Origin of the sequence: Pseudactinotalea suaedae, assembly GCF_009733815.1 — a bacterium.
Classification (GTDB): domain Bacteria; phylum Actinomycetota; class Actinomycetes; order Actinomycetales; family Beutenbergiaceae; genus Pseudactinotalea; species Pseudactinotalea suaedae.
Window position 1 is genome coordinate 162,684 of record NZ_WNXY01000001.1, and the last position, 24,951, is coordinate 187,634.

The window sequence follows — 24,951 nt, forward strand, 5'->3', positions numbered from 1 at the left end:
TCGCGCGTGGCAGCCAACGAGCACCGGGGCAAGCAGCGGCGAGCGGCGCGGCCGACGCCACCCAGGCCGAGCGCCGCGAAGAAGCAGGTCCGGCACGACAAGCGGCAGAACGTGATCCTGTCGATCGTGCTCGCGATCTCGGCGGTCTTCGCGGGCCGGCTGGTCTACGTCCAGACCATCGCCGGCCCGGCCCTCGCGGAGACCGCGACCGAGGCGCGCAGCTTCACGAGCCTGCTCGTGGCCCCGCGCGGGGAGATCCTCGACGCCGGCGGCAACGTGCTCGCCACCTCGGTCTCCACCTACAACCTCATCCTCGACCTCGACCTGGTGCCCACCTACGTGCTCAAGGACGACGAGGGCAACGTGATCGGCCGCGGCGCCACGGCGCTCGCCCAGCAGCTCGCGCCGATCCTCGGGCTCAGCGTCAACGAGCTCGGCGCCCGGCTCGTCGGCGACCCGGGCACCACGCAGGGTCGCAAGTACTTCGTGCTCGCACGTGAGGTCAGCGCCGAGGTCCGGCAACAGGTCGCAGCGCTCAAGATCCCGGGCTTCTCCGACGAGGCCAACAACACCCGCACCTATCCGAACGGGACCGTGGCGGGGCCGCTGCTCGGCTGGGTCAACGCCGAGGGCGACGGCACCACGGGCATCGAGTCGGTGTACGGAGGCCTGCTCACCGGCACCGACGGCGAGCAGACCTACGAGCTCGGCGCAGCCGGTCAGCTGATCCCGACCGGCAGCCGCTCGGAGACCCCCGCGGTGCCGGGGTGCGACATCCACCTCACGATCGACCTCGACATCCAGTACAACGCCGAGAAGGTCATCACCGAGGCGGTGAACAAGTACGGAGCCGAGTGGGGCGCGGTCGTCGTGATGGACACCGAGACCGGCCGGCTGCTCGCGCTCGCCGACTCCAACCCCTACGACCCGGCCGACCCGCCCACGCACCGACTCGGCGTCGACGGCCAGATGCTCTCGCCCGCCCTGCAGGCCTCCTACGAGCCCGGCTCCACGGGCAAGGTGCTCACGGTGCTGTCCGCGCTCGAGGAGGGCGTGATCACGCCGTCGAGCGTCATCGAGGACCCGTACCGGATGACGATCGACGGGCAGACCTTCCGCGACCACACCGAGCACCCCGACCAGCTGCTCTACCCGGCGGGCGTGCTGGCCGAGTCCGCGAACACCGGCACGGTCAACATCGGCAACCTGATGAGCGACCAGACCCGCTACGAGTACATGCAGCGGATGGGCTGGACCACCAGCCCGGGGCTGAACATGAACGAGTCCAGCGGCCAGCTGCGCCCGCCGCAGGAGTGGGACGGCCGCACCCGCTTCACCACGATGTTCGGCCAGGGCCTGGCCGTCTCGTTGCTGCAGAACACCGGCGTGTTCAACACGATCGGCAACCAGGGCATGCACGTCGACCCGGTGCTCGTCGACGGCTGGACCTGCGACGGCGCCTTCGTGCCGAACGAGACGTCCGACCCGGTCCAGGTGGTCTCGCCCGAGAGCTCGGCGACGATGATCCGCATGCTCGAGTCCGTCGTGGGCGACGGCGGCACCGGTGAGCGTGCCGAGGTCGAGGGCTACCGGGTCGCCGGCAAGACCGGTACGGCGCAGACCGCCGACGGCGCGGGCGGCATCACCGCGACGACCGCCTCGTTCGTCGGGGTCGCCCCGGCGGACGATCCGCAGATCACGGTCGGCGTCGTCATCTACAAGCCCACCTCCGGCTTCTTCGGTGGCACGATCGCCGCTCCCGTGTTCCACGACGTGGCGGCGTTCACGCTCCCGGATCTCGGGATCGCTCCTTCCGGGGAGCCCGCGGACCCGTTCCCGCTCGCACCCGAGCAGGACCAGGGCTGACGCCCGTCCACCCTCCCCAGACCTTCACGACGAACGGGTAGATTCGCGCACATGAGCACCCCGGCCAGCCCTGACGACGTCCGGCGCACCTTCGCCGTCCTCGGCAGCACCGGCAAGGCCACCACCTGCTACCTGCTCGACCACGTCGCTGCCGCCCTCGGGCGGAGCACCGCGATCTTCAGCACGGTCGAGCTCAAGGTCGGTTCCGAGCGCGCCCCGGTCGAGCGGGACACCCAGCCCGACATCGCCGCGCTGCTCCGGCGAGCCGACGAGGCCCGTATCGACGACACCATCGTCGAGCTGCGCTGGCACGAGCTGTCCACCGGCGCGGCGCAGGGCCGGCATATCGATGTCGCGGCCTTCACGCACCTCGACCCCGCGGTCGAGGGCGATCGCTACGAGGAGCACCTCGCCCAGATCGAGGCGGTCCTGACCGCCGCCGGGCGTGCGCTCGTCCTCGTCGACGACCAGGCCGGCGTCGAGCTCGCTCGTCGCGTCCCCGGTGCGATCACCGTGGGCAGCCTGCCGCACGACCAGGACGCCGACTGGCAGATCAGCATCAACGCCGCCCGCGCGGACCACATCGAGTTCACCCTCACGCACCGCACCGGTCGCAGCGTCTCGACCGCCCTGTGGATCCCCACGCGCTTCTCGGTCGGCTACGCCGCGCTCGCGCTGGCGTCGGTGATGGAGACCGGCGTCCTGGGCAGCACGATCGCGCACGTGCTCCCGCACGGTCTGCGCCCCGTCGTGCCCGGCCGCATCGAGCGCGTCGCGGACCGCCCCCGGGTCATCGTCGACATCGCGCACAACCCCGCACGGCTCAGCCGCGCGCTGCTGCCGCTGCGCAAGACCACCAAGGGCAAGCTCATCGTGGTGCTGTCGGCTCGTGCGAGCGACGACCCCGAGACCCGACGCGCGATCGGACGCGCCGCTGCTGCGGCCGCCCACTCGATCGTGGTCACCGACGACGACTACGGGATCGACGACGACCCGGCAGCGGTGCGCGCCGACGTGCTCGCCGCCGCCCGCGAGGCCGGCGCCACCAGCCTGACCGAGGTCTCACCGCGCCGCGCCGCGATCCGCGCCGCGGTGGCGCTGGCGGGCCGTGACGACACCGTGCTGGTGGCGGGGCGCGGTCACCTGACCTCGATCCTGGTCGCCGGCGAGCGCGAGCACCTCGACGACCGCGAGGAGGTGCGTGCCGGCATCGCCCAGCGGCACGCGGCTGCCGGATGATCGCACTCACCCTCGCCGAGGTCGCCACCATCACCGGGGGCGCGCTCGGTGGCCCCGTCACGGCCGCGGACGGCGTCACCGTCACCTCGGTCGCCATCGACTCCCGGGCCGTCGTGCCGGGCGGTCTGTTCGTCGCGCTCCCCGGTGAGCACGTCGACGGCCACGACTACCTCGAGGCGGCCGCCGCCGCAGGCGCCGCCGCCGCGCTGGTCTCCCGCGACCTGCCGCAGGCCCCGCTGCCGTACCTGCGGGTCACGGACAGCGCCGCCGCCCTGGCCGACCTGGCCCGCGACGTGCTGAGCCGGTTGCGCGCGGCGGGCGACGTCGTCGTCGTCGGGATCACCGGCTCGGTCGGCAAGACCACCACGAAAGACCTGCTGGCCGAGCTGCTCAGCCCACTGGGCGGGCTCGTCGCGCCGGTGGCGTCCTTCAACAACGAGATCGGGCTGCCGCTGACCGTGCTGCGCGCCGACCACGACACCCGCGTGCTGGTCCTGGAGATGGGCGCCGACGCCCCCGGGAACCTCACCTTCCTGACCTCGGTCGCGCCGCCCGACATCGCGGTCGAGCTGATCGTCGGCCATGCCCACCTCGGCGGCTTCGGCTCGATCGAGGGCGTCGCGACGGCGAAGGCCGAGCTGGTGCAGGGTCTCGTCCCGGGTGGTCTGGCCGTCCTCAACGCCGACGACGCTCGCGTGCTCGGCATGGCGCGCCTCGCCGAGAACGTGCTCACCTTCGGTCGCTCCGAGTCGGCCCAGGTCCGGGCGGTCGACGTCAGCACCGGTCCCGACGGCCACGCCGAGCTCACCCTGGTCACGGCCCAGGGGCGGCAGCGCGTCCGCCTCGCCCTCACGGGCGACCACCACGTCACGAACGCGCTCGCCGCCGCCGCCGTCGCGCTGCACCTCGGACGACCGCTCGAGGAGGTCGCGGCGACGCTGGCGTCCGTAGGACCGAGCAGCCCGCACCGGATGCAGGTGACCGACACCCCGGGAGGCGTCCGTGTCATCGACGACGCGTACAACGCCAACCCGACCTCGATGCGGGCCGCGCTGGCCGCGCTGGCGTCGATGACCACGACCGGGCGCCGCGGCGTCGCCGTGATCGGCGAGATGCTCGAGCTCGGACCCGAGTCGGCCCGCGAGCACGCCGAGATCGGGCGATACGCGCGCGAGCTGGGCATCGCCGAGGTCGTCGTCGTGGGGGAGGAGGCGCAACCGGCGCTGGACGAGGTGCTCGCGGGCGGCGGCAGCGCCGTCTACGCCGAGAACGTCGACGAGGCGCGCGCGCTGCTGACGACCCTGCTGCGCCCCGGCGACGTCGTCCTCGTCAAGGCCTCCAACGGCACCGGCCTGTACCGGCTGAGCGACGCTCTCACCAGCCCTGCCTGGCCTGACCTGGTGGGTGCCGAGTGATCGCCGTCATCGTCGCGGGAGCCGTCTCGCTCGCGGTCGCGCTGTTCGGGACCCCGCTGTTCATCCGCTTCCTGGTGCGCCGCAACTACGGCCAGTTCATCCGGCAGGACGGCCCGACCGCGCACTTCACCAAGCGCGGCACGCCCACCATGGGTGGCGTCGTCATCATCGGAGCGACCCTCGTCGGCTACGCCGTGGCGTACCTGGCGGCCGGGCGCGGGCCCAACGCCTCCGGGCTGCTGCTGCTGTTCCTCATGGTCGGCCTCGGGCTGATCGGGTTCCTCGACGACTTCACCAAGATCACCCGGCAGCGCTCGCTGGGCCTGTCGCCGCTGGCGAAGATCATCGGCCAGGGAGCGGTGGGCATCACGTTCTCGGTGCTGGCGCTGCAGTTCCCGAACGAGGGTTTCCGCACCCCGGCCAGCACGCACATCTCCTTCATCCGCGACCTCGGCATCGACCTGGCCTTCGCGGGTGTCGCCGTGGGTCTGGTGCTGTTCGTGATCTGGTCGAACTTCCTCATCACCGCCTGGTCGAACGCCGTCAACCTGGCCGACGGCCTCGACGGGCTGGCGACCGGCATGAGCGCCCTGGTCTTCGGGGCCTACGTGATCCTGACGATCTGGCAGTCGAACCAGAGCTGCCAGGTGCTCAGCCAGGCGGGACCGTCCTGCTACGAGGTCCGTGACCCGCAGGACCTCTCGATCGTCGCGGCCGCCATCGTGGGCTCGTGCATCGGGTTCCTCTGGTGGAACGCCTCGCCGGCGAAGATCTTCATGGGCGACACCGGGGCGCTGGCGCTCGGTGGCGCCCTCGCGGGCCTCACCATCCTCACCCGGACCGAGATCCTCGGGGCCATCATCGGTGGCATGTTCGTGCTGGTGATCCTCTCGGACGTGATCCAGATCGGGTGGTTCAAGATGACCGGCAAACGCGTGTTCAAGATGGCGCCGCTGCACCACCACTTCGAGCTGATGGGCTGGGGCGAGGTCACCATCGTCGTGCGGTTCTGGGTGATCCAGGTGCTGTTCGTCGCCGTCGGGCTCGCGCTGTTCTACGCCGAGTGGATCGCCCAGTGAGCTCCGCGGAGCAGGACGTGCAGCAGATCGACGCGCTCGCCGGGGTGCGGGTGGTCGTCGTCGGGCTCGGCGCCTCCGGTCGCGCCGCCGCCACCGTGCTGCACGAGGTCGGCGCCCGCGTCACCGTCGCCGTCCCCGACGCCGGCGAGGCCGAGGGTGCGGACCTGCCCCGCGGCGTGGACATCGTGGCTGACGCGGACGCCGAGAGGCTGGCGGAGAAGGTCGGCGACCGCACCCCGGCGGTGCTCGTGGCCTCACCCGGGGTGCCGCCGCACAACGCGGTGCTCACCCGTGCGCTCGGCTCCGGGGCCGAGGTGTGGAGCGAGATCGAGCTCGCGTGGCGGATCGACCGCGCCGCCACGCAGTGGCTGACGCTGACCGGGACCAACGGCAAGACCACGACGGTGGGCATGCTCGCCTCCCAGCTCGCCGCGGCCGGGTGGCACGCGCCCGCCGTCGGCAACGTGGGGACCCCGGTCTCGACGACGGTGCTCAACGCGCGCTCGGGTGGTCGGGCGCTCGACGGGCTCGCCGTCGAGCTCTCGAGCTTCCAGCTGCACTTCACCCACTCGGTCTCGCCGCTGGCGAGCGCGTGCCTCAACTTCACCGACGACCACCTCGACTGGCACGGCACCGCCCAGGCGTACTGGGACGACAAGGCGCGCGTGTACCAGCGCAGCCGCGTCGCGTGCGTCTACAACAGCGCCGACGAGAAGACCCTGCGCATGGTCGAGGCCGCCGAGGTGCGCGAGGGTGCGCGGGCGGTCGGGTTCACGCTGCAGGCCCCGCGGGTGGCCGAGCTGGGCCTGGTCGAGTCGCACCTCGTGGACCGCGCCTTCATCGACAACAGGCAGACGCACGGGCAGGTCGTCGCCGAGCTGGCGGACCTCGCGCACCTGGCACCGGGCGGCGGGTCCGGTGCGGTGCCTCCGCACGTGGTCAGCAACGCCCTCGCCGCCGCGGCGATGGCCCGCGCCGCAGGCCTGGCGCCCGAGCACGTCGCGTACGGGCTGCGCACCTACGAGGGCGGGGCGCACCGTATCCAGCACGTCGCGGACGTCGACGGCGTGAGCTACGTCGACGACTCCAAGGCCACGAACGCGCACGCCGCCTCGGCCTCGCTCGCCTCGGTCGAACCCGGACGCGGCGTGTGGATCGCCGGTGGGCTCGCCAAGGGCGCCCGGTTCGAGGACCTGGTCAGCGAGCGCGTGGACCGGCTCCGCGCCGTCGTCGTGATCGGTGTCGACGCCGAGGCGATGCTGGAGGCGCTGGCACGACACGCGGCGCACATCCCGCACGTTCGGATCGAGCCGGGCGAGCATGAGGTGATGACCGCCGCCGTCTCCGCTGCCGCGCGCCTGGCACAGCCGGGCGACGTCGTGCTGCTCGCGCCGGCGTCCGCCTCGATGGACCAGTTCAGCTCCTACGCCCACCGGGGCGAGGCGTTCGCGGACGCCGTCCGCGCCCTCGCTCGACGCGGATGACCGCGGTCGGCGTCGGGGCGCGGCGCCGCACCGGCGCGACGTCGACCTCCCGCTCGACCGCGACGAGGCGGCGCAAGCAGACCGAGACGTCACGGTTCGCGGAGTGGCGCACGGCGGCCTGGGCGTCCCCGACCACGAGCTACTACCTGATCGGCGGGGCGGGACTGCTGCTGCTCCTGCTCGGGCTGGTGATGGTGCTCTCGGCGTCGATGGTGGACTCGCTGAACAAGAGCGGCGGCGCCACGCCCTTCACCGACTTCCTCGACCAGCTCACCTTCGCGGCGATCGGGGTGCCGCTGGCGCTGGTCGCCTCGCGCTTCAAGCCGGAGTGGTTCCGCAAGCTCGCCTGGCTGATCCTCGCCGGCGCGCTCGGCATGCAGGCGCTGCTGTTCATCCCCTCGCTCGCGGTGCGCGTGGGCGGCAACACCAACTGGGTCAGCCTGCCCGGCATCGGCACGTTCCAGCCCAGCGAGTTCGCCAAGCTCGGCCTCGCGATCTGGCTCGGCGCGGTGCTCGCGACCAAGGGCGACCTGCTGCGGCAGTGGCGCCACGCCCTGGTCCCCGGGGTACTGGTCGCGGGCGCGTTCCTGGGCCTGGTGCTCTACGGGCACGACCTCGGCACCGCGCTCATCCTGATGGCGCTGGTCGCGGGTGCGCTGTGGGTGGCCGGGGTGCCGGCCTCGTTGTTCGTGCTGCTCAGCTCGTTCGCCGCCGCTGCGGCGGGGTTCCTCGTGTTCTCCTCACGGAACCGGCGGGAACGGATCATGCAGTTCCTCGGGCTCGGCCAGGACTCGCACGCGGTCGACTCCTTCCAGCCCGACCGCGCCCTCGAGGCGCTCGGCTCGGGCGGCCTGTCCGGTGTGGGGCTCGGCGCCTCCCGGATCAAGTGGCGCGGGCTCCCGGCCGCGCAGGACGACTACATCTTCGCGATCATCGGCGAGGAGCTCGGGCTGCTCGGCACGCTGCTGGTCATCCTGCTGTTCGTCGCCCTCGCGATCGGGATCACCCGCGTGGTCAAGCGCCACCCCGACCGGTTCGTCAAGATCACCGCGGCCGCGCTCGGCGCCTGGATCGTGGGGCAGGCCTTCGTCAACATCGGCGTGGTCATCGGGGTGCTGCCGGTCATCGGCGTCCCGTTGCCGCTGCTGTCCGCCGGTGGTTCCTCGCTGATCACGACGCTCGCCGCGCTCGGCATCCTGCTGGCGTTCGCGCGCTCCGAGCCGGGGGCGCGGGAGGCGTTCGCCGCGCGCCGGGGCTCGGTGCGTCGTTCGCTCGCCGTGCTGGCGCCGCAGCTGCGCCGTTCTCGTGCCCGTGGCTGAGCCGAGGATCGTCCTGGCCGGGGGCGGGACCGCCGGGCACGTCAACCCGCTGCTGGCGCTGGCGGAGGAGCTCCGCAGGCGGCACCCCGGCGGCCGGCTGCTCGCCCTGGGCACCGCGACCGGGCTGGAGGCCGAGCTGATCCCCGCCGCGGGCATCGAGCTCGCCGAGCTGCCGCGGGTACCGCTGCCGCGCCGCCCCTCGATGGACGTGCTGCGGTTCCCGGGACGCTGGCGCCGCGCCGTCGCCGCGGCGGAGGCGGCGATCTCCGGCACCGGGGGCGAGGGCAAGGCCGACGCGGTCGTCGGGTTCGGCGGCTACGTCGCGACACCCGCCTACATCGCCGCCCGGCGCGCAGGGGTCCCGGTCGTCGTGCACGAGCAGAACGCCCGCCCCGGGCTCGCCAACAGGCTCGGTGCGCGGTTCGCGAGCGCCGTCGCCGTCACGTTCGCCGGCACCAAGCTCCCCGGTGCCACCGTGGTGGGGCTGCCGCTGCGCTCGGCGATCGCCGATCTCGTCGCCGCCCGCGCGGCCGACCCGGCCGCAGCACGGCGGAACGGTGCCGCCGCACTGAACCTCGACCCCGATCGACCGGTGCTGCTGGTGACCGGTGGTTCGCTCGGCGCGGCACGGATCAACGGCTCGCTGGCCGCTGCTGCGGTCGACCTGCTCGCGACGGGCGCCCAGGTGCTGCACCTGGCCGGCGCCGGCAAGGACGACGACACCCGCCGAGCGGTGCACGAGGTCACCGCGGCGGCCGGCGTGGCCGCCGACGACTATCGCGTGCTCAGCTACCTCGACGACATGCAGCACGGCCTGGCCTGTGCCGACCTCGTCGTGGGCCGCGCGGGCGCCGGGACCGTGTGCGAGCTCGCGGCGCTCGGGATCCCGGCCGTGTACGTGCCGCTGCCGATCGGCAACGGCGAGCAGCGGCTGAACGCGAGCGGCGTGGTGTCCGCAGGTGGCGGCGTGCTGGTGGCCGATGCCGACCTCACCCCGGAGTGGGTGCGGCAGCACGTCGCACCGCTGCTGTCCGACACCGCTCGGCTCCGCGCGATGGGGCAACGGGCGTCCGCCGTCGGCGTGCGTGACGGCGCGGCCCGTCTCGCCGACCTCGTCGAGCGCGTGATCGCGACCGGGAACCGGTTGTGAGCGAGGCACCAGCCTCGTCCGGTCGCGTCCACTTCGTCGGTATCGGCGGGGCGGGGATGTCGGTCGTGGCCGAGCTCGTGCTGGCCCGCGGCGCAGCGGTCAGCGGCTCGGACGCACGCGAGTCGGCCAACCTGGCGCGGCTGCGCGGGCTCGGGGCGCGGATCTGGGTCGGTCACGACGCGCAGCACGTCGACGGCGCGGCGCAGGTCGTCGTGACCAGTGCCGTGCGCGAGGACAACCCCGAGGTCGCGGCCGCGCGGGCGGCCGGCATCGAGGTGATCCACCGGTCGACGGCGCTCGCGCAGGCCGCGACCGGGCTCGACGTCGTCGCGGTCGCCGGTGCGCACGGCAAGACCACCACCTCGGCGATGCTCGCGGTCGCGCTGCAGGCCGCGGGTGCCGACCCCTCGTTCGCGATCGGCGGCACCGTGCTCGCGCTCGGCACCGGGGCGCACCTCGGCGGCGGCCGCGCGTTCGTGGCCGAGGCGGACGAGTCCGACGGCTCGTTCCTGCGGTACGCCCCCCGCATCGGCGTGGTGACGAACATCGAGCCCGACCACCTCGACCACTACGGCACGGCGGCGGCCTTCGAGGCGGCGTTCGTCGAGTTCGCGGGCACGATCCGCAGCGGCGGGCTGCTGGTCGCGTGCGCCGACGACCCGGGCTCGGCGCGGCTCGCCGCCAGCGCTCGTGCTGCAGGTGTCCGCGTGCAGACCTACGGCACCAGCGCCGACGCCGACGTGCGGATCGAGATCGGCGACCTCGGACCCGCGGGGTCGGTCGCGACCCTGCGCAGCGTCGCTGCGCCTGCGGACACCGCCGGCGAGCCGCAACCGGTCGTGCTCACGCTGGCGGTGCCCGGGGAGCACAACGTGCGCAACGCGGCTGCCGCCTGGTGCGCCGGCGTCGAGCTCGGCGTCGACGCCGCCCTGATGGCGCAGGCGCTCGGCACGTTCGAGGGCACCGCCCGCCGGTTCCAGGACCGTGGCACCGTGGCGGGCGTGCGCGTCGTCGACGACTACGCGCACAACCCCACCAAGGTCGCGGCGGCGGTCGCGACCGGGCGCCGGGCCGCGGGGGAGGGCAGGCTCGTGGTGCTGTTCCAGCCGCACCTGTACTCGCGCACCCTCGACTTCGCGGCGGAGTTCGCCGAGGGGCTCGTCGACGCCGACGAGGTGGTGCTGACCGCGATCTACGGGGCGCGGGAGCAACCGCGGCCCGGTGTGACCTCGGCGCTGATCACCGACCGGCTGCCCGGTTCGCGGTACGAGCCCGACCGGCTCGAGGCGGCGCGCACGGTCGCCGCGCTCGCCCGGCCCGGTGACCTCGTCATGACGATCGGTGCCGGCGACGTCACCGAGCTCGCCGACGTGATCATGGCTGCCCTCGAGGAGAGGGCGCGCGGATGACGGACCGTCAGCGGGATCCCGAGGGCGACGAGCCCCGGGTGATCAGCGGGCTGACCGATCGGCTGGCGGAGCGGCAGCGTGCACGCCGCCGGCTGCGGATCCGCGCGATCGTCGCCGCGGCGGTGGCCGTCGTGCTGATCGCGGCGGCCGGCTACGTGCTGCTGGTCTCCCCGGTCGTCGCGCTGCGCGTGGAGGACGTGCAGGTGAGCGGGACGACCGAGATCGCCAGCACCGAGGAGGTGCTCGCCGTCGTCGCCCCGTACGAGGGGCAGCCGCTGCTGCGGCTCGACGCACCCGCCCTGCGCCAGGACCTGCTGGGTGTCGTCGGCGTGCGCGAGGTCACCGTGGAGCGGGACTTCCCGCACGGGCTGGTGATCACCGTGGAACCCCGGGTGCCGGTCGCGAGCGTGCAGGCCGAGGATGGCTACGTGCTCCTGGACGCCGAGGGCACCGAGCTGACGAGCACCGCCGAGGCTCCCGACGGCGTGCCGGTCGTCGAGGTGCCGGTGGGCACCGACGTCACCGCCGACGCGCTCACCGCGGTGCTCGAGGTGATGGCCTCGCTGCCCACGACCATCCTGGAGCAGGTCGCCTCGGCCTCGGCCTCGACGGCGCACGAGGTCGAGTTCGTGCTCGAGGACGGCGCACGCGTGATCTGGGGGAGCGCGGAGGAGAACGAGCTCAAGGCCGCGGTGCTCGAGAGCCTGCTGCAGGTCCAGGCCGAGCTGTACGACGTCTCCGCCCCGCTCAGCCCCATCACGCGCTGACGCCGAGCACGATCTGGGTGACCGGCGCGCGACACGCCCGGCGCGGTCGTTGTCTGATGCTGGTCCCGCACCTACCGTCAACGCGATCAGAAATGACATAACTCTCACCCTCAGGTTGAGGTTGAAGGTTGAGAGATCGAGATGTCCGAGCAGGAACCGGCGAGAGGGACAGACGTGGCGGCACCCCAGAACTACCTGGCGGTCATCAAGGTGGTCGGCATCGGCGGCGGCGGAGTGAACGCCGTCAACCGCATGATCGACGTCGGTTTGAAGGGCGTGGAGTTCATCGCCGTCAACACCGACGCACAAGCGCTGCTGATGAGCGACGCCGACGTCAAGCTCGACGTCGGTCGTGAGCTCACCCGTGGGCTCGGCGCGGGCGCGGACCCCGAGGTCGGCAAGAAGGCCGCGGAGGACCACTCCGAGGAGATCGAAGAGGTGCTCCGCGGCGCCGACATGGTCTTCGTCACCGCCGGCGAGGGCGGCGGCACCGGCACCGGCGGCGCGCCCGTGGTCGCCAAGATCGCGCGCTCGCTCGGCGCCCTGACGATCGGCGTGGTCACGCGGCCGTTCACCTTCGAGGGCCGTCGCCGCGGCGTGCAGGCCGATGCCGGTATCGACGCGCTGCGCGCCGAGGTCGACACCCTGATCGTGATCCCGAATGACCGGCTGCTCAGCATCAGCGACAGGAACGTCTCGGTCCTCGACGCGTTCAAGTCGGCCGACCAGGTGCTGCTCTCCGGTGTCCAGGGCATCACCGACCTCATCACCACCCCGGGCCTGATCAACCTGGACTTCGCCGACGTCAAGTCCGTCATGCAGGGCGCCGGTTCCGCGCTGATGGGCATCGGTTCGGCGCGCGGCGACGACCGCGCCGTGCAGGCGTCCGAGCTGGCGATCTCCTCGCCGCTGCTGGAGGCCTCGATCGACGGCGCGCACGGCGTCCTGCTCTCGATCCAGGGCGGCAGCGACCTGGGGCTCTTCGAGATCCACGAGGCGGCCCGGCTCGTGCAGGAAGCCGCTCACCCCGAGGCGAACATCATCTTCGGTGCGGTCATCGACGACGCGCTCGGCGACGAGGTGCGGGTCACCGTCATCGCGGCGGGCTTCGACAACGCGGCACCCGGCGCCACCAACGGCCCTCGCGGCGCCAGCGCGGGACGGACCGAGCTCCCGACCGGTGCGGTGCGCACGGCTCCCGCCGTCATCGAGCCGGCGGACGACCCGGTCGTCGAGGACGTCGCCGCGCCGCGCACGGCGGAGACCGAGGCGGTGCCGACCCGGGTCCAGCAGCCGGTCGAGGTGCCCCCGGTGGTCGAGGAGCAGCCGCGGCGTCGCCCCGCTGCCGACGACCTCGACATCCCCGACTTCCTGAAGTAACCGGCTCGGCGGCGACACGCCGCAGCCGCTGCGGTGAGGCGCCGGACCGCTGGTCTAGCGTGCGAGACACGAGACGTACCGACGTTCATTGGGAGTAGGCATGGCCGGAGCGCTGCGCAAGACGATGCTGTACCTCGGCCTGTCCGAGGCCGACCGCGAGCAGGAGCGCTCGGAGGAGGTTCAGCACTACGCCGACGAGCCGTCCTACGAGGACAGCTACGAGGAGGACGAGGAGCCCGCCATGAGCGCCGAGGTGACACCGATCAACCGGGCCGCTGCACGGTTCGACGGCGGTCCGCTGCGTCGGATCACCACCGTGCACCCCCGCAACTACAACGACGCCAAGGTCATCGGCGAGGCGTTCCGGTCCGGCACGCCCGTGATCATGAACCTCACCGACATGTCCGACGGCGAGGCGAAGCGTCTCGTCGACTTCTCGGCAGGCCTGGTGTTCGGGCTGCGTGGTGCGATCGAGCGGGTCACGAACAAGGTGTTCCTGCTCTCCCCGTCGACCGTGGAGATCGCCGCGGAGTCCTCGGAGCCCGAGGTCACGCACGCGCGCTTCTTCAACCAGAGCTGAGCCGTATCACCGATGAGGTGGGTCTTCGGCATCGCCTACCTGCTGCTGCTGCTGTTCGTCGTGATGATGCTGATCCGTCTCGTCTTCGAGTGGATCCAGGTCTTCGCGCGCGACTGGAAGCCCAGCGGTGTGGGTCTCGTGGTCGCGGAAGCGGTCTACACGGTCACCGACCCGCCGCTGCGCTGGCTGCGGGCTCGCATCAAGCCGCTCCGCATCGGCGGGGTGGCCCTGGACCTGGCGTTCCTGCTGGTCATGATCGCCTGCTCGCTCGGGTTGGCGCTGCTCAGCAACCTGATGATGCGGTTCTAGCCCTCCGTTATGAGCTAGCGTGATCCCTGGCAACCCGCCGAACGACGAATGACACCGAGGTGACGACATGGCGCTGCTGACAGCAGACGACGTCCTCAACAAGAAGTTCCAGCCGACCAAGTTCCGTGAGGGATACGACCAGGACGAGGTCGACGACTTCCTGGACGAGGTCGTCAACACGCTCCGTGCGCGTGACGCTGAGAACGCCGAGTTGAAGGCGAAGCTCGAGGCCGCCGAGCGGCGCGCCGACGAGGCTGGAGCCGCTCCTGCGGCACCCGCCGGCGATCAGCAGACGCAGCAGATGCCGGCCGTCCAGGACGCGCCCGTCGAGGACGCGGCCGAGCCCGAGGACGCCGCGGTCGAGCCGGCCGTGCAGGCCGCCCCCGCGCCGATCTCGCAGGTCGCCCCCTCCGCGACGTCGGCGGGTGAGCCGGAGTCGGCCACCGGTCTGATCGCGCTCGCGCAGCGCGTCCACGACGAGTACGTCAGCAACGGTCGCGCCGAGGCCGACCGCATCCTCGGTGAGGCTCGCGCGGAGGCCGAGCGGGTCGCCCGCGAGGCCGAGGAGCAGCGCAACCGCACGCTCGGCCAGCTCGAGGGCGAGCGTTCGCTCCTCGAGCGCAAGATCGACGAGCTGCGTGTGTTCGAGCGCGACTACCGCACCCGTCTGAAGAGCTACCTCGAGGGCCTGCTCAACGACGTCGAGGGCCGCGGCTCGGCCGGCGTCGGGTCCGACTCCGAGATCCGCCGTCCGTGACGGGATCTCCGCGGGCGTGAGCGCCCCGCACCACGAACCGCGACGACGCCGGTTGCTGGTGGCCCTCGGGCTGCTGGCGGCCGGCGTCCTCGTCGTGGACCAGGTCACCAAGGTGCTGGCGGTGGAGCGGCTGACGCCCGGCGACTACGTGCCGCTGCTCGGCGAGTACTTCGGCCTGATGCTGGTGTTCAACCCCGGCGCAGCGTTCTCGTTCGCGACCGGGAGCACGTGGATCTTCACGATCGTCGCGATCGCGGTGGCCGTGGTGATCGTCCGGATCTCGCGCAAGATCGGCTCCCGCGGCTGGGCCTTCGCGCTCGGCGCGCTGCTCGGGGGCAACCTGGGCAACCTCGGTGACCGGCTGTTCCGCGACCCAGGCTTCCCGCAGGGCCACGTGGTCGACTTCCTCAACTACAACGGCTGGTTCGTCGGCAACGTCGCCGACATCGCCATCGTGCTCGCCGCGGTCGCGATGGCCCTGCTGGCGTTCCTGGGCATCGGGATCGACGGCACCCGCCACGCGGCGCCGCAGGAGAGCAGCGACAGAACAGGCGACACCGGCGAGACCGACGAGACGGACGAGGTCGACGAGCCCACCGCCGTCGAGAAGGATGCGAGCTGAGCGATGCCGGTCCGCTCCCTGCCGGTTCCCGACGGTCTCGCCGGTGAGCGCCTGGACGCCGCGCTCGCGCGGCTGCTCGGGCTGAGCCGGACGAAGGTCGCCGAGCTCGCCGAGGCGGGCGCGATCGAGGTCGACGGCGTGGTCGTCGGCAAGTCGCACCGGCTGCTGCCCGGATCCTGGCTCGAGATCGAGCTGCCGGACCCCGACGTGGCGACAACGCCTCCCGAGCCCATCCCCGGGATGCGCGTGATGCTCGACGACGAGGACGTCGTGGTCGTCGACAAGCCCGTCGGGGTCGCTGCGCACCCGAGTCCTGGCTGGACGGGCCCGACCGTGATCGGCGGGCTCGCCGCTGCGGGCTACCGGGTCTCGACGTCCGGACCCGCCGAGCGGCAGGGGATCGTGCACCGGCTCGACGTCGGGACCTCGGGTCTGATGGTCGTCGCCAAGAGCGACCTCGCGTACACGGTGCTCAAGCGCGCGTTCAAGGAGCGCACGGTCGCGAAGATCTACCACGCCCTCGTGCAGGGCCACCCGGACCCGACCAGGGGCACGATCGACGCGCCGATCGGTCGGCACCCGACGCACGACTACAGGTGGGCGGTCGTCAGCGACGGCAAGCCCAGCGTCACGCACTACGAGACCCTCGAGGGGTTGCGGGCCGCGAGCCTGCTGGAGATCCGGCTGGAGACCGGCCGCACCCACCAGATCCGGGTTCACAGCTCGGCGATCGGGCACCCGTGCGTGGGTGACCTCACCTACGGCGCGGACCCGGTGCTCGCCGAGGAGGTGGGCCTGACGCGGCAGTGGCTGCACGCCATGCGGCTCGGGTTCGACCACCCGCGCACCGGTCTGTGGACCGAGGTCACCAGCGAGTACCCGGCCGACCTGCAGCATGCCCTGGAGGTGCTCGCCGGATGAGCGTGACCGTGCGGAGGATCGTGCCCGGCACCCCGGAGGGCGACCGCGACATGGTGGCGGCCCTCGAGATCCGCGAGGAGGTGTTCGTCGGCGAGCAGGGTGTCACGCCGGCCGAGGAGCACGACGGCCTCGACGCGCTCGCCACGACCACCCACGTGCTGGCGGTGGCGCCCGACGGCACCCCGGTGGGGACCGCGCGGCTGCTGACCGACCCGGCGCACCCGGGGGTCGTGCACGTCGGCCGGGTGGCGGTGCGACGCACGGGCCGGGGGCTGGGGGTCGGGCGTGCGCTGATGGCCGAGATCGAGCGCGCTGCCCTCACCGAGCACGCCGTGGCCGACGGCGCCGGCCGCTCGGTGCGCGTCGAGCTGTCCGCCCAGGAGACGGCGATCCCCTTCTACGAGGTGCTGGGCTACCGGATCGCGGCCGAGCGCTACCTCGACGCTCGGATCTGGCACCGGGACGCGTCGAAGGTCCTGCGGGCCTGACGGCTCACGCCCGCAGCCTCGGCAGCCGGAGCGCAGCCTCCTCGAGGGTGGCCTCCGACTTCGTGAACGTGAACCGCACGTGATGGCGCAGTGCCGCGTCGGTCACCGAGCCCGGTCGCGTGAACGCGGAGACCGGCACCGCGACCACCCCGCACAGCTCGGGCAGCGCGCGGCACAGCGCGGCGGCGTCGGCCAGCCCGAGTCGTGCGATCAGGGCCGCCGCGTCCGCGATGACGAAGTAGGTGCCCTCGGGCCGGAGCGGGGTCATGCCGGCCTGCTCCAGCGCGCCCGTGAGGAGGTCGCGCCGCTGCGCCAGCGACGCCGCCAGCTCGGCGACGAAACCTGCCTCGGGGTCGGCGGAGGGGTCCAGCGTCTCCAGGTCGAGCGCGTGCGCGACCGCCGGCTGGAACGGTGCGCCCGAGACGTAGGTGAGGAACTGCTTGACCGACCGGACCGCGTCGACCAGCTCGGCTGGTCCGCTGACCCAGCCCACCTTCCAGCCGGTGAAGGAGAAGGTCTTGCCGACCGAGGAGATCGTCAGGGTCCGCTCCGCCATCCCGGGCAGTGTCGCGATCGGGACGTGGGCGACGCCGTCGAAGGTCAGGTGCTCGTAGACCTCGTCGGTCACCACGAGCAGGTCGTGGCGGAGCGCCGCCTCCGCCACGGCGCGCAGCTCGGCCGGCCGCAGCACCGCGCCCGTGGGGTTGTGCGGGGTGTTGAGCAGCAGCACCCGCACACCCGGCCGCGCGGCGGCCTCCGCCAGCGCCGACAGGTCGGGGCGGAACCCGTCCGCGGTCGGGACCAGCGGCACGGTCACGTGCTCACCGCCGGCGAGCGCGATCAGGGCGCCGTAGGCGTCGTAGAACGGCTCGAGCGTCAGGACACCCGCACCCGGCTCTACGAGGGCGAGCAGCGCCGCAGCGATCGCCTCGGTCGCACCGGTCGTCACGAGGATCTCCCGCTCGACGTCGATGTCGATCCCGTAGTGCCGCGCCTGGTGCGCGGCGATCGCCCGCCGCAGCGCGGGGATCCCGGCCCCGGGCGGGTACTGGTTGACGCCACCCAGGATTGCGTCCGCGGCGACGCGCTTGACCGACTCCGGTCCGTCGTCGTCGGGGAACCCCTGACCGAGGTTGACGGCGCCGGTGGCGAGCGCGAGAGCGGACATCTCGGCGAAGATCGTGGGACGCACCACACCGTCCTGGCCGAGCAGTCCGGCTGCTGCTGCGGCGGCGCGCCACGGTCCCGCTGGTCTCATGCGGCCAGCCTACGGACACGGCCACCGGACACGCCGACGGACGACACGCCGTCCGGCTCCGGCAGCTGCGGTGGGTCTGGCCTGCGGTGTCGGGAGGCGGATCTAGAATCGCTGGATCATGTCGTCGGATTTCGTCCACCTCCACGTCCATACCGAGTACTCGATGCTGGACGGCGCTGCTCGCGTCAAGGAGCTGTTCGCCGAGGCACAACGGCTGGGCCAGACCGCCCTGGCGACCACCGACCACGGCTATCTCTTCGGCGCCTACGACTTCTGGCGCACCGCCAAGTCCTACGACGTCAAGCCGATCATCGGCGTCGAGGCCTACGTCACTCCCGGCACCAGCCGGCACGACAAGACCCGGGTGCGCTGGGGCGAGGAGTCCCAGCGGCACGACGACGTCTCGGCGCGCGGTGCGTACACGCACATGACGTTGCTGGCCGAGAACACCGCGGGCATGCACAACCTGTTCCGGATGAGCTCGCTCGCCTCGTTGGAGGGTCAGCTCGGCAAGTGGCCGCGGATGGACCGCGAGCTGATGCAGACCTACTCGAAGGGTCTGATCGCCACCAGCGGCTGCGCCTCGGGCGAGATCCAGACGCGGCTCCGGCTGGGCCAGCCCGAGGAGGCCCGCAAGGCCGCGGGTGAGCTGCAGGACATCTTCGGCAAGGACAGCTTCTTCATCGAGGTCATGGACCACGGGCTGGAGATCGAGCGGCGGACGCTGCCGGACCTGATCCAGCTGAGCAAGGACATCGGCGCACCGCTGCTCGCCACCAACGACCTGCACTACACCAAGGCCGAGCACGCCCGGGCGCACGAGGCGCTGCTGTGCGTGCAGTCGGGGTCGACGCTGAGCGAGCCCACCTACGAGCAGGGCGGCAACCGGTTCGCGTTCGGTGGTCAGGGCTACTACCTCAAGAGCGCCGCCGAGATGCGCGAGGTGTGGCGTGAGCACCCCGAGGCGTGCGACAACACGCTGCTCGTCGCGCAGCGCTGCGAGGTGGAGTTCACCGAGCAGGTCGGCAAGTACATGCCGCACTTCCCGGTTCCCGACGGCGAGGACGAGGTCTCGCACTTCGTCGGCCAGGTCGAGCTGGGGCTGCACCGCCGCTACCCCGAGGGCGTTCCAGACGCGGTGCGCAAGCAGGCCACCTACGAGATCGAGATCATCACCTCCAAGGGGTACGCCGGCTACTACCTGGTGGTCTCGGACTTCATCAACTGGGCCAAGCGCAACGGCATCCGGGTCGGCCCCGGTCGCGGTTCGGGTGCCGGTTCGATGGCCGCGTACGCGATGGGCATCACCGATCTCGACCCCCTCGAGCACGGGCTGATCTTCGAGCGGTTCCTCAACCCCGAGCGGATGTCGCTGCCCGACTTCGACATCGACTTCGACGAGCGTCGGCGCTCCGAGGTGATCCGCTACGTCAGCGAGAAGTACGGCGAGGACAAGGTCGCCTACATCGTCACCTACGGGACGATCAAGGCCAAGCAGGCGCTCAAGGACTCCGCCCGCGTGCTCGGTCACGACTTCGCCACCGGGGAGCGGCTGACCAAGGCGATGCCGCCGCCCGTGATGGGCAAGGACATCTCGCTCACGGGCATGTTCGACCCCGAGGACAAGCGGTACGCCGAGGCGGGGGAGTTCCGTCAGGCCGTGCAGGCCGACCCTGTGGCCCAGGAGGTGCTGGAGACCGCCAAGGGGCTGGAGAACCTCAAGCGGCAGTGGGGGGTGCACGCCGCGGGCGTCATCATCGCCTCCGAGCCGCTGATCGACATCGTCCCGATCATGCGCCGTGAGCAGGATGGCGCGGTCATCACCCAGATCGACTTCCCGGCCGGCGAGGACCTCGGCCTGGTGAAGATGGACTTCCTCGGGCTGCGCAACCTCACGGTGCTCGACGACGCCGTCAAGAACATCGAGATCAACGGCAAGGCGCCGATCGATCTCGACGCGCTGCCGCTCGACGACCCGGCCACCTACGCCCTGCTCGGCCGCGGCGACACCCTCGGCGTGTTCCAGCTCGACGGCGGCGGCATGCGCACCCTGCTGCGGCAGATGCGCCCCGACAACTTCGAGGACATCTCGGCGGTGGGTGCGCTCTACCGGCCCGGTCCGATGGGAGCGAACTCCCACACCAACTACGCGCTGCGCAAGAACGGCCTGCAGCCGATCACCCCGCTGCACCCGGCCCTGACCGGACCGCTCGAGGAGATCCTGTCCACCACCTACGGCCTGATCGTGTACCAGGAGCAGGTGATGGAGATCGCCCGGACCCTGGCCGGGTACACGTTCGGGCAGGCGGACCTGCTCCGCCGGGCGATGGGCAAGAAGAAGAAGGAGGTGCTCGACGCCGAGTACGTCCCCTTCAGCTCCGGGATGCGCGCGAACGGCTACCCCGATGACGCCATCAAGGCGCTCTGGGACGTGCTGGTGCCCTTCTCGGACTACGCCTTCAACAAGGCCCACTCGGCGGCGTACGGGCTGATCTCGTACTGGACCGCCTACCTGAAGGCCAACTACGCCACCGAGTACATGGCGGCGCTGCTGACCTCGACGCGCGACGACAAGGACAAGTCGGCGCTGTACCTCAACGAGTGCCGTCGCATGCGCATCACGGTGCTGCCGCCGGATGTCAACGCCTCGGACGCGCTGTTCACGCCGGTCGGTGACGACATCCGGTTCGGGCTGACGGCGGTGCGCAACGTCGGCGCCAACGTCGTCGACGCGATCGTGGCGGCGCGCGAGGAGAAGGGCGACTTCACCTCCTTCACCGACTTCCTCGACAAGGTGCCTGCGGTCGTCTGCAACAAGCGGACGATCGAGTCGCTGATCAAGGCGGGCGCGTTCGACTCGCTCGGCCACACCCGACGCTCCTTGCTGGCGGTGCACGAGCAGGCCGTCGACGCCGTGATCGGCGCCAAGCGCAAGGAGGCCGAGGGACAGTTCGACCTGTTCGCCTCGCTCGACGACCTCGGCAGCGACGGCGGCGTCGGCATGACGTTCTCCATCGCCGTGCCCGAGATGCCCGAGTGGGACAAGAAGCAGAAGCTCGCGTTCGAGCGCGAGATGCTCGGGCTCTACGTCTCCGACCACCCCCTCGCGGGGATCGAGCACGTGCTGGAGCAGGCCGCGGACGTCTCGATCGCCACGCTCAACGAGGATGCGGACCGCCCCGACGGCTCGACCGTGACGATCGCCGGCCTGATCACCGGGCTGCAGCGCAAGGTGTCCAAGGCGGGCAACGCGTGGGCCGCGGTCACCATCGAGGACATGGCCGGGAGTGTCGAGGTGATGTTCTTCGGCGAGACCTACCTGGGCTACTCCACCCAGCTCGCCGAGGACGCCGTCGTCGTGGTCAAGGGCCGCGTCCGGCGACGCGACGACACGATGGCGCTGCTCGCGATGGAGATGTCGGTCCCCGACACCACGATCACCGACGACGCCCCGGTGCTGGTGAGCCTGCCCTCCAACCGGTGCACCCCGCCGATGGTCGAGCAGCTGCGGGACATCCTCAGCACCCACCCAGGTGTCACCGAGGTGCATCTCAAGCTGACGTCACCGGGCCGTGCCACGGTGCTGCGGCTGGAGGACTCGCTGCGCGTGCAGCGCACGCCCGCCCTGTACGGCGACCTCAAGGCACTGCTCGGCCCGCACTGCTTGGTCTAGCCGGTGAACCGGGCGCGGCGCTCATCGATGCGGGGCTGGACCCCGGTGATCGTCGGTGTGACGCTGCTGGTGCTCATCGTCGTCGGGGTCTTCGCGCTGGTCTCGGCCCAGCAGCCGACCGTCGCGCGCGCCGACGACGTGGCGGTCTTCAGCCCGCCGCTGCCGGGGCGCCGCGCCGACGTCATCACCGGGATGCTGCGCCGCGAGGCCGGTTGCACGTACCTCGACGGTACGGACGGCCGGCGCTGGCTGGTGCTGTTCCCCGATCTGGGGACCCGGTGGGACAGCGAATCGCTGTGGGTCGCCGACAACCGGTACTGGCTCGAGCGCGACGTGCACCTGCGCGGTGACATCGTCAAGCTGCCGGTCGAGGGCTACGACACCGACGTCCCCGCAGGCTGCCGCGAGCCCGGCTTCACGTTCATGGTGAAGATCTAGCCGGACCCGCGGCAGCGTCCTCATCGGTCGCGGCTGCGGCGGAAGCCCCAGACGATCAGCACGGCGGCGACCGCGAGGATGCCGGCGCACCAGGCGAGGCTGATCGCCACGGGTGGCTCACCGACCCCGACGAGCAGCCCACGGATCGACTCGACGAGCGGATTCATCGGCTGGTGGCGGGCGATCGGCTGCAGCGCCTCCGGCATGGTCTCCAGCGGCACGAAGGCGCTCGAGAGGTAGGGCAGGAAGAGCAGGGCGAAGCCGTAGCCGTTGGCCGCCTCGGGACTGGAGGAGACCAGACCGATGAATGCGAAGAGCGCGGTGATCGCGAGGATCCAGACCGCGACGAGCCCGAGCGCCGCCAGCCAGTCGAGCGGGGTCGCGGTGGGGCGGAACCCGATCGCCACCGCCACGGCGATCACGATCGACGTGGCGAGCAGGTTGCGCAGCAGGCTCGCCACGATGTGCCCGGCGAGCACCGTCGCCGAGACGATCGGCATCGTGCGGTACCGCCGCATCGCTCCCAGCGTGACGTCGCGGTTGACCGCGACGGCGACCGACGAGGCGCCGAAGCCTGCGCAGACGAGGATGACGCCGGGCACGACGAAGTCGACGTACCCCTCCGCCTGGATGGCGCCGCCGAACACGTACACGAACATCAGCAGCATCAGCACGGGCAGCGCGACGGCCATGGTGAGCCCTTCGCCGTCACGCAGGGCGTGCCGCAGGCTGCGGCCGATGAAGATGCCGCTCGATCGCAGCGGTCCCACGCCGCGCTCGGCGAGGGTCGACGAACCGGGGGCCAGGGCGGTCATGCCGCCACCTCCTCGTGATCACGGGTGAGCGCGACGAAGGCATCGTCGAGCGTGGGGGAGTGCAGGGAGACCTGCAGCCCGCGCTGGTGCGGTGCCAGGGCTGCGAGAGCGCGTTCGACCGAGCCGGCGCTGCCGTCGGTCTCGACGCTGTGGACGAGCCGGCCGTCCGCGTCCAGCAGGTCGATCCGCTGACCTCCGACGAGCGCCGTGAGCTCGGCTGCGGTGCCGTCGGCGACGATCGTGCCCTGACGCAGGACGGCGATCCGGTCCGCGAGCGCCTCGGCCTCGTCGAGCGTCTGCGTCGTGAGGAACACGGTCGTGCCCGTGCTGGCCAGCGTGCGCACGTCGTCCCAGACCCGACGCCTGCTCACGGGGTCCAGACCCGTGGTGGGCTCGTCGAGGAAGAGCACGTACGGCTGGGTCATGAAGGACGCGGCGAGGTCGAGTCGTCGGCGCATGCCACCCGAGTAGGTGCTCACGCGTCGTCCCGCCGCGGCCACGAGGCCGACCTGCTCGAGCAGCTCGTCGGCACGCGCGCGCGCCCGGGCTCCCAGTCCGAGCAACCGCCCGAGCATCACGAGGTTCTCGTGGCCGGTGAGGAGGTCGTCGATGGTCGTCTCCTGGCCGGTGGCGGCCACGAGCCGGCGTACCCCGGCGGGGTCCCGCACGACGTCGACGCCGCCGATGCGTGCCACCCCGGCATCGGGCCGTACGAGCGTGGTGAGGATCGAGACGAGCGTGGTCTTGCCCGCCCCGTTGGGCCCGAGGAGTGCGAAGACTCCGCCGGAGACCACCAGATCGAGGTAGTCGAGGACCGGTTGGCGATAGGTCTTGACGAGTCCGGAGATCTCGAGGGGTTCAGCCACGGCGATGTCCAATCTGTATGCGGCTCAATCAGTATGCAATGTCCACAGTATGCGACGCACACAGTATGCGGACGAAACTGTCTGCATGCAACACTGTTCGCGGTGTGCTGCCGGGGTGCAGCGGATCTCGACGAGACGGGGAGGACCGATGGCGGAGCACGAGGTGGCACGGCTGGTGGCGCTCGCCTGGGGTGTGGCGGCAGCGCCGCAACGCGGGCCCAAGCGGGAGCTGAGCCACGAGCGCATCGTGGAGGCGGCGATCGAGATCGCCGATGCCGAGGGCCTGCCCGCCGTCACCATGCAGCGCGTCGCTCAGGCGTTCGGTTTCACGACGATGGCGCTCTACCGGTACATCGCGTCCAAGGACGATCTCCAGCAGCTCATGCTCGACGCCTCCGTGGGTGACGAGGTGTGGCCGATCGATCCCGACGACTGGCGCATCGGCCTCGAGCAGTGGGCCACCCGGATGCACGAGACGTACCGGCGACACCCGTGGGCGCTCGACATCCCGCTCTCGATGGAGACGCTGCTGATGCCCGGGCAGATGCGCACCGTCGACGCCGGGATGCGGGCGATGCGGACGCTCTCCGGTTCGCCGACCTTCAAGCTCGGCGTGCTGATGACGCTCTCGGTCCATGTCCGGGGGTTCGCGATGATGGAACGGGACATCGGTGTCCAGGAGCCGGTCGGCGAGGCGACGCGACGGCTCGTGCTGGAGGTCGCGACCAACGGCTCCCTGCCGGACATCGCGCCGCTCGTCACGAGCGGTGCCTATTTCGGTGACGGCGGCGCTCCGGACGACGACGACTTCGGCATCGCCCTCGCGCTGCTGCTGCCCGGCATCGAGAGAGCGCTGGAGGGCGTCCAGAGCGCACCTGAGGCCGAGGTGGATCGCACCCCCGAACAGGCGCTCGCAGCCGCCGAGGCCGACCTCGAGGCGGCGATCGCGTTGCGCAAGGCCACGCAGCGGCGCGTGAGCCAGCTCGAGCGTGAGGAGTCGCGGGCACGGACGGCGCGCGACCGCGCCAAGGCGACCGCGAAGGAGGCTGCGCGGGCGGCGGCGAAGGGTAGCTAGCAGCACGAGGGGACGGCTGACCGGATTCCGACGCGCGGGGG

General features: G+C 71.7%; 22 protein-coding genes. 19 read left to right on the plus strand and 3 right to left on the minus strand.

The window, feature by feature from the left end:
• Window positions 1-6 precede the first annotated feature (6 nt).
• The 16 genes from GPA04_RS00795 to GPA04_RS00870 all read left to right on the plus strand — a co-directional run bounded on the left by GPA04_RS00795 (window position 7) and on the right by GPA04_RS00870 (window position 16,785).
• Entirely contained in the window at window positions 7-1,866 is a 1,860-nt protein-coding gene (locus GPA04_RS00795) for a peptidoglycan D,D-transpeptidase FtsI family protein (RefSeq protein WP_156221362.1), read from the plus strand.
• A 51-nt stretch (window positions 1,867-1,917) separates the two neighbouring features.
• A complete protein-coding gene (locus GPA04_RS00800; RefSeq protein WP_156221364.1) occupies window positions 1,918-3,105 on the plus strand; it encodes a glutamate ligase domain-containing protein in 1,188 nt (395 codons plus the stop codon).
• Complete coding sequence (locus GPA04_RS00805) at window positions 3,102-4,520, plus strand: UDP-N-acetylmuramoyl-tripeptide--D-alanyl-D-alanine ligase (RefSeq protein WP_156221366.1); 1,419 nt, start codon at window positions 3,102-3,104, stop codon at window positions 4,518-4,520. Before GPA04_RS00800 ends, GPA04_RS00805 begins: the two co-directional genes overlap by 4 nt.
• Window positions 4,517-5,599, plus strand: coding sequence for a phospho-N-acetylmuramoyl-pentapeptide-transferase (gene mraY / locus GPA04_RS00810; protein ID WP_156221368.1), 1,083 nt, complete (start codon window positions 4,517-4,519; stop codon window positions 5,597-5,599). The genes GPA04_RS00805 and mraY overlap by 4 nt, the downstream gene beginning before the upstream one ends.
• Window positions 5,596-7,083 (plus strand): UDP-N-acetylmuramoyl-L-alanine--D-glutamate ligase, encoded by a 1,488-nt coding sequence (gene murD / locus GPA04_RS00815; protein WP_241680512.1) that lies wholly within the window; start codon window positions 5,596-5,598, stop codon window positions 7,081-7,083. The genes mraY and murD overlap by 4 nt, the downstream gene beginning before the upstream one ends.
• Complete coding sequence (locus tag GPA04_RS00820; protein ID WP_156221370.1) at window positions 7,080-8,402, plus strand: FtsW/RodA/SpoVE family cell cycle protein; 1,323 nt, start codon at window positions 7,080-7,082, stop codon at window positions 8,400-8,402. The genes murD and GPA04_RS00820 overlap by 4 nt, the downstream gene beginning before the upstream one ends.
• The gene (locus GPA04_RS00825) at window positions 8,395-9,552 is read left to right on the plus strand and encodes a UDP-N-acetylglucosamine--N-acetylmuramyl-(pentapeptide) pyrophosphoryl-undecaprenol N-acetylglucosamine transferase (protein ID WP_156221372.1); all 1,158 of its coding nucleotides are present in this window, start codon (window positions 8,395-8,397) and stop codon (window positions 9,550-9,552) included. Before GPA04_RS00820 ends, GPA04_RS00825 begins: the two co-directional genes overlap by 8 nt.
• Entirely contained in the window at window positions 9,549-10,961 is a 1,413-nt protein-coding gene (gene murC, locus GPA04_RS00830) for a UDP-N-acetylmuramate--L-alanine ligase (RefSeq protein WP_156221374.1), read from the plus strand. The genes GPA04_RS00825 and murC overlap by 4 nt, the downstream gene beginning before the upstream one ends.
• The gene (locus tag GPA04_RS00835; protein WP_156221376.1) at window positions 10,958-11,728 is read left to right on the plus strand and encodes a cell division protein FtsQ/DivIB; all 771 of its coding nucleotides are present in this window, start codon (window positions 10,958-10,960) and stop codon (window positions 11,726-11,728) included. Before murC ends, GPA04_RS00835 begins: the two co-directional genes overlap by 4 nt.
• A 174-nt stretch (window positions 11,729-11,902) precedes the next feature.
• Entirely contained in the window at window positions 11,903-13,108 is a 1,206-nt protein-coding gene (gene ftsZ, locus GPA04_RS00840; protein WP_156221378.1) for a cell division protein FtsZ, read from the plus strand.
• A 100-nt stretch (window positions 13,109-13,208) separates the two neighbouring features.
• Entirely contained in the window at window positions 13,209-13,688 is a 480-nt protein-coding gene (locus GPA04_RS00845) for a cell division protein SepF (protein WP_156221380.1), read from the plus strand.
• Window positions 13,689-13,700: 12 nt separating this feature from the next.
• Window positions 13,701-13,997: a YggT family protein gene (locus GPA04_RS00850; protein ID WP_156221382.1), complete on the plus strand. Its 297-nt coding sequence runs from the start codon at window positions 13,701-13,703 to the stop codon at window positions 13,995-13,997.
• A 67-nt stretch (window positions 13,998-14,064) separates the two neighbouring features.
• Complete coding sequence (locus tag GPA04_RS00855) at window positions 14,065-14,754, plus strand: DivIVA domain-containing protein (RefSeq protein WP_156221384.1); 690 nt, start codon at window positions 14,065-14,067, stop codon at window positions 14,752-14,754.
• A gap of 16 nt (window positions 14,755-14,770) precedes the next feature.
• Window positions 14,771-15,376 (plus strand): signal peptidase II, encoded by a 606-nt coding sequence (locus tag GPA04_RS00860; RefSeq protein ID WP_241680513.1) that lies wholly within the window; start codon window positions 14,771-14,773, stop codon window positions 15,374-15,376.
• A 3-nt stretch (window positions 15,377-15,379) separates the two neighbouring features.
• Window positions 15,380-16,297, plus strand: a complete 918-nt coding sequence (locus GPA04_RS00865; protein WP_156221388.1) for an RluA family pseudouridine synthase — start codon at window positions 15,380-15,382, stop codon at window positions 16,295-16,297.
• Window positions 16,294-16,785: a GNAT family N-acetyltransferase gene (locus tag GPA04_RS00870; protein ID WP_156221390.1), complete on the plus strand. Its 492-nt coding sequence runs from the start codon at window positions 16,294-16,296 to the stop codon at window positions 16,783-16,785. The genes GPA04_RS00865 and GPA04_RS00870 overlap by 4 nt, the downstream gene beginning before the upstream one ends.
• 4 nt (window positions 16,786-16,789) lie before the next feature.
• Here GPA04_RS00870 and GPA04_RS00875 read toward each other — a convergent pair whose 3' ends face one another.
• Entirely contained in the window at window positions 16,790-18,043 is a 1,254-nt protein-coding gene (locus GPA04_RS00875; protein ID WP_156221392.1) for an aminotransferase class I/II-fold pyridoxal phosphate-dependent enzyme, read from the minus strand.
• Between the two features lie 118 nt (window positions 18,044-18,161).
• Between GPA04_RS00875 and dnaE the strand changes: the two genes are divergently transcribed.
• Together dnaE and GPA04_RS00885 are read left to right on the plus strand one after the other, a co-directional pair.
• A complete protein-coding gene (gene dnaE / locus GPA04_RS00880; RefSeq protein ID WP_156221394.1) occupies window positions 18,162-21,716 on the plus strand; it encodes a DNA polymerase III subunit alpha in 3,555 nt (1,184 codons plus the stop codon).
• A gap of 45 nt (window positions 21,717-21,761) precedes the next feature.
• On the plus strand, window positions 21,762-22,154 hold the full coding sequence (locus GPA04_RS00885; protein ID WP_156221396.1) for a hypothetical protein: 393 nt from the start codon (window positions 21,762-21,764) through the stop codon (window positions 22,152-22,154).
• A 20-nt stretch (window positions 22,155-22,174) separates the two neighbouring features.
• On the opposite strand, the gene GPA04_RS00890 is transcribed toward GPA04_RS00885, so the two are convergent.
• Together GPA04_RS00890 and GPA04_RS00895 are read right to left on the minus strand one after the other, a co-directional pair.
• The gene (locus GPA04_RS00890) at window positions 22,175-22,969 is read right to left on the minus strand and encodes an ABC transporter permease (RefSeq protein WP_156221398.1); all 795 of its coding nucleotides are present in this window, start codon (window positions 22,967-22,969) and stop codon (window positions 22,175-22,177) included.
• Window positions 22,966-23,835, minus strand: a complete 870-nt coding sequence (locus GPA04_RS00895; protein WP_156221400.1) for an ATP-binding cassette domain-containing protein — start codon at window positions 23,833-23,835, stop codon at window positions 22,966-22,968. Before GPA04_RS00895 ends, GPA04_RS00890 begins: the two co-directional genes overlap by 4 nt.
• 148 nt (window positions 23,836-23,983) lie before the next feature.
• On the opposite strand from GPA04_RS00895, the gene GPA04_RS20955 reads away from it, so the two are divergent.
• A complete protein-coding gene (locus GPA04_RS20955) occupies window positions 23,984-24,910 on the plus strand; it encodes a TetR/AcrR family transcriptional regulator (RefSeq protein WP_162458484.1) in 927 nt (308 codons plus the stop codon).
• The last annotated feature ends 41 nt before the right edge of the window (window positions 24,911-24,951 follow it).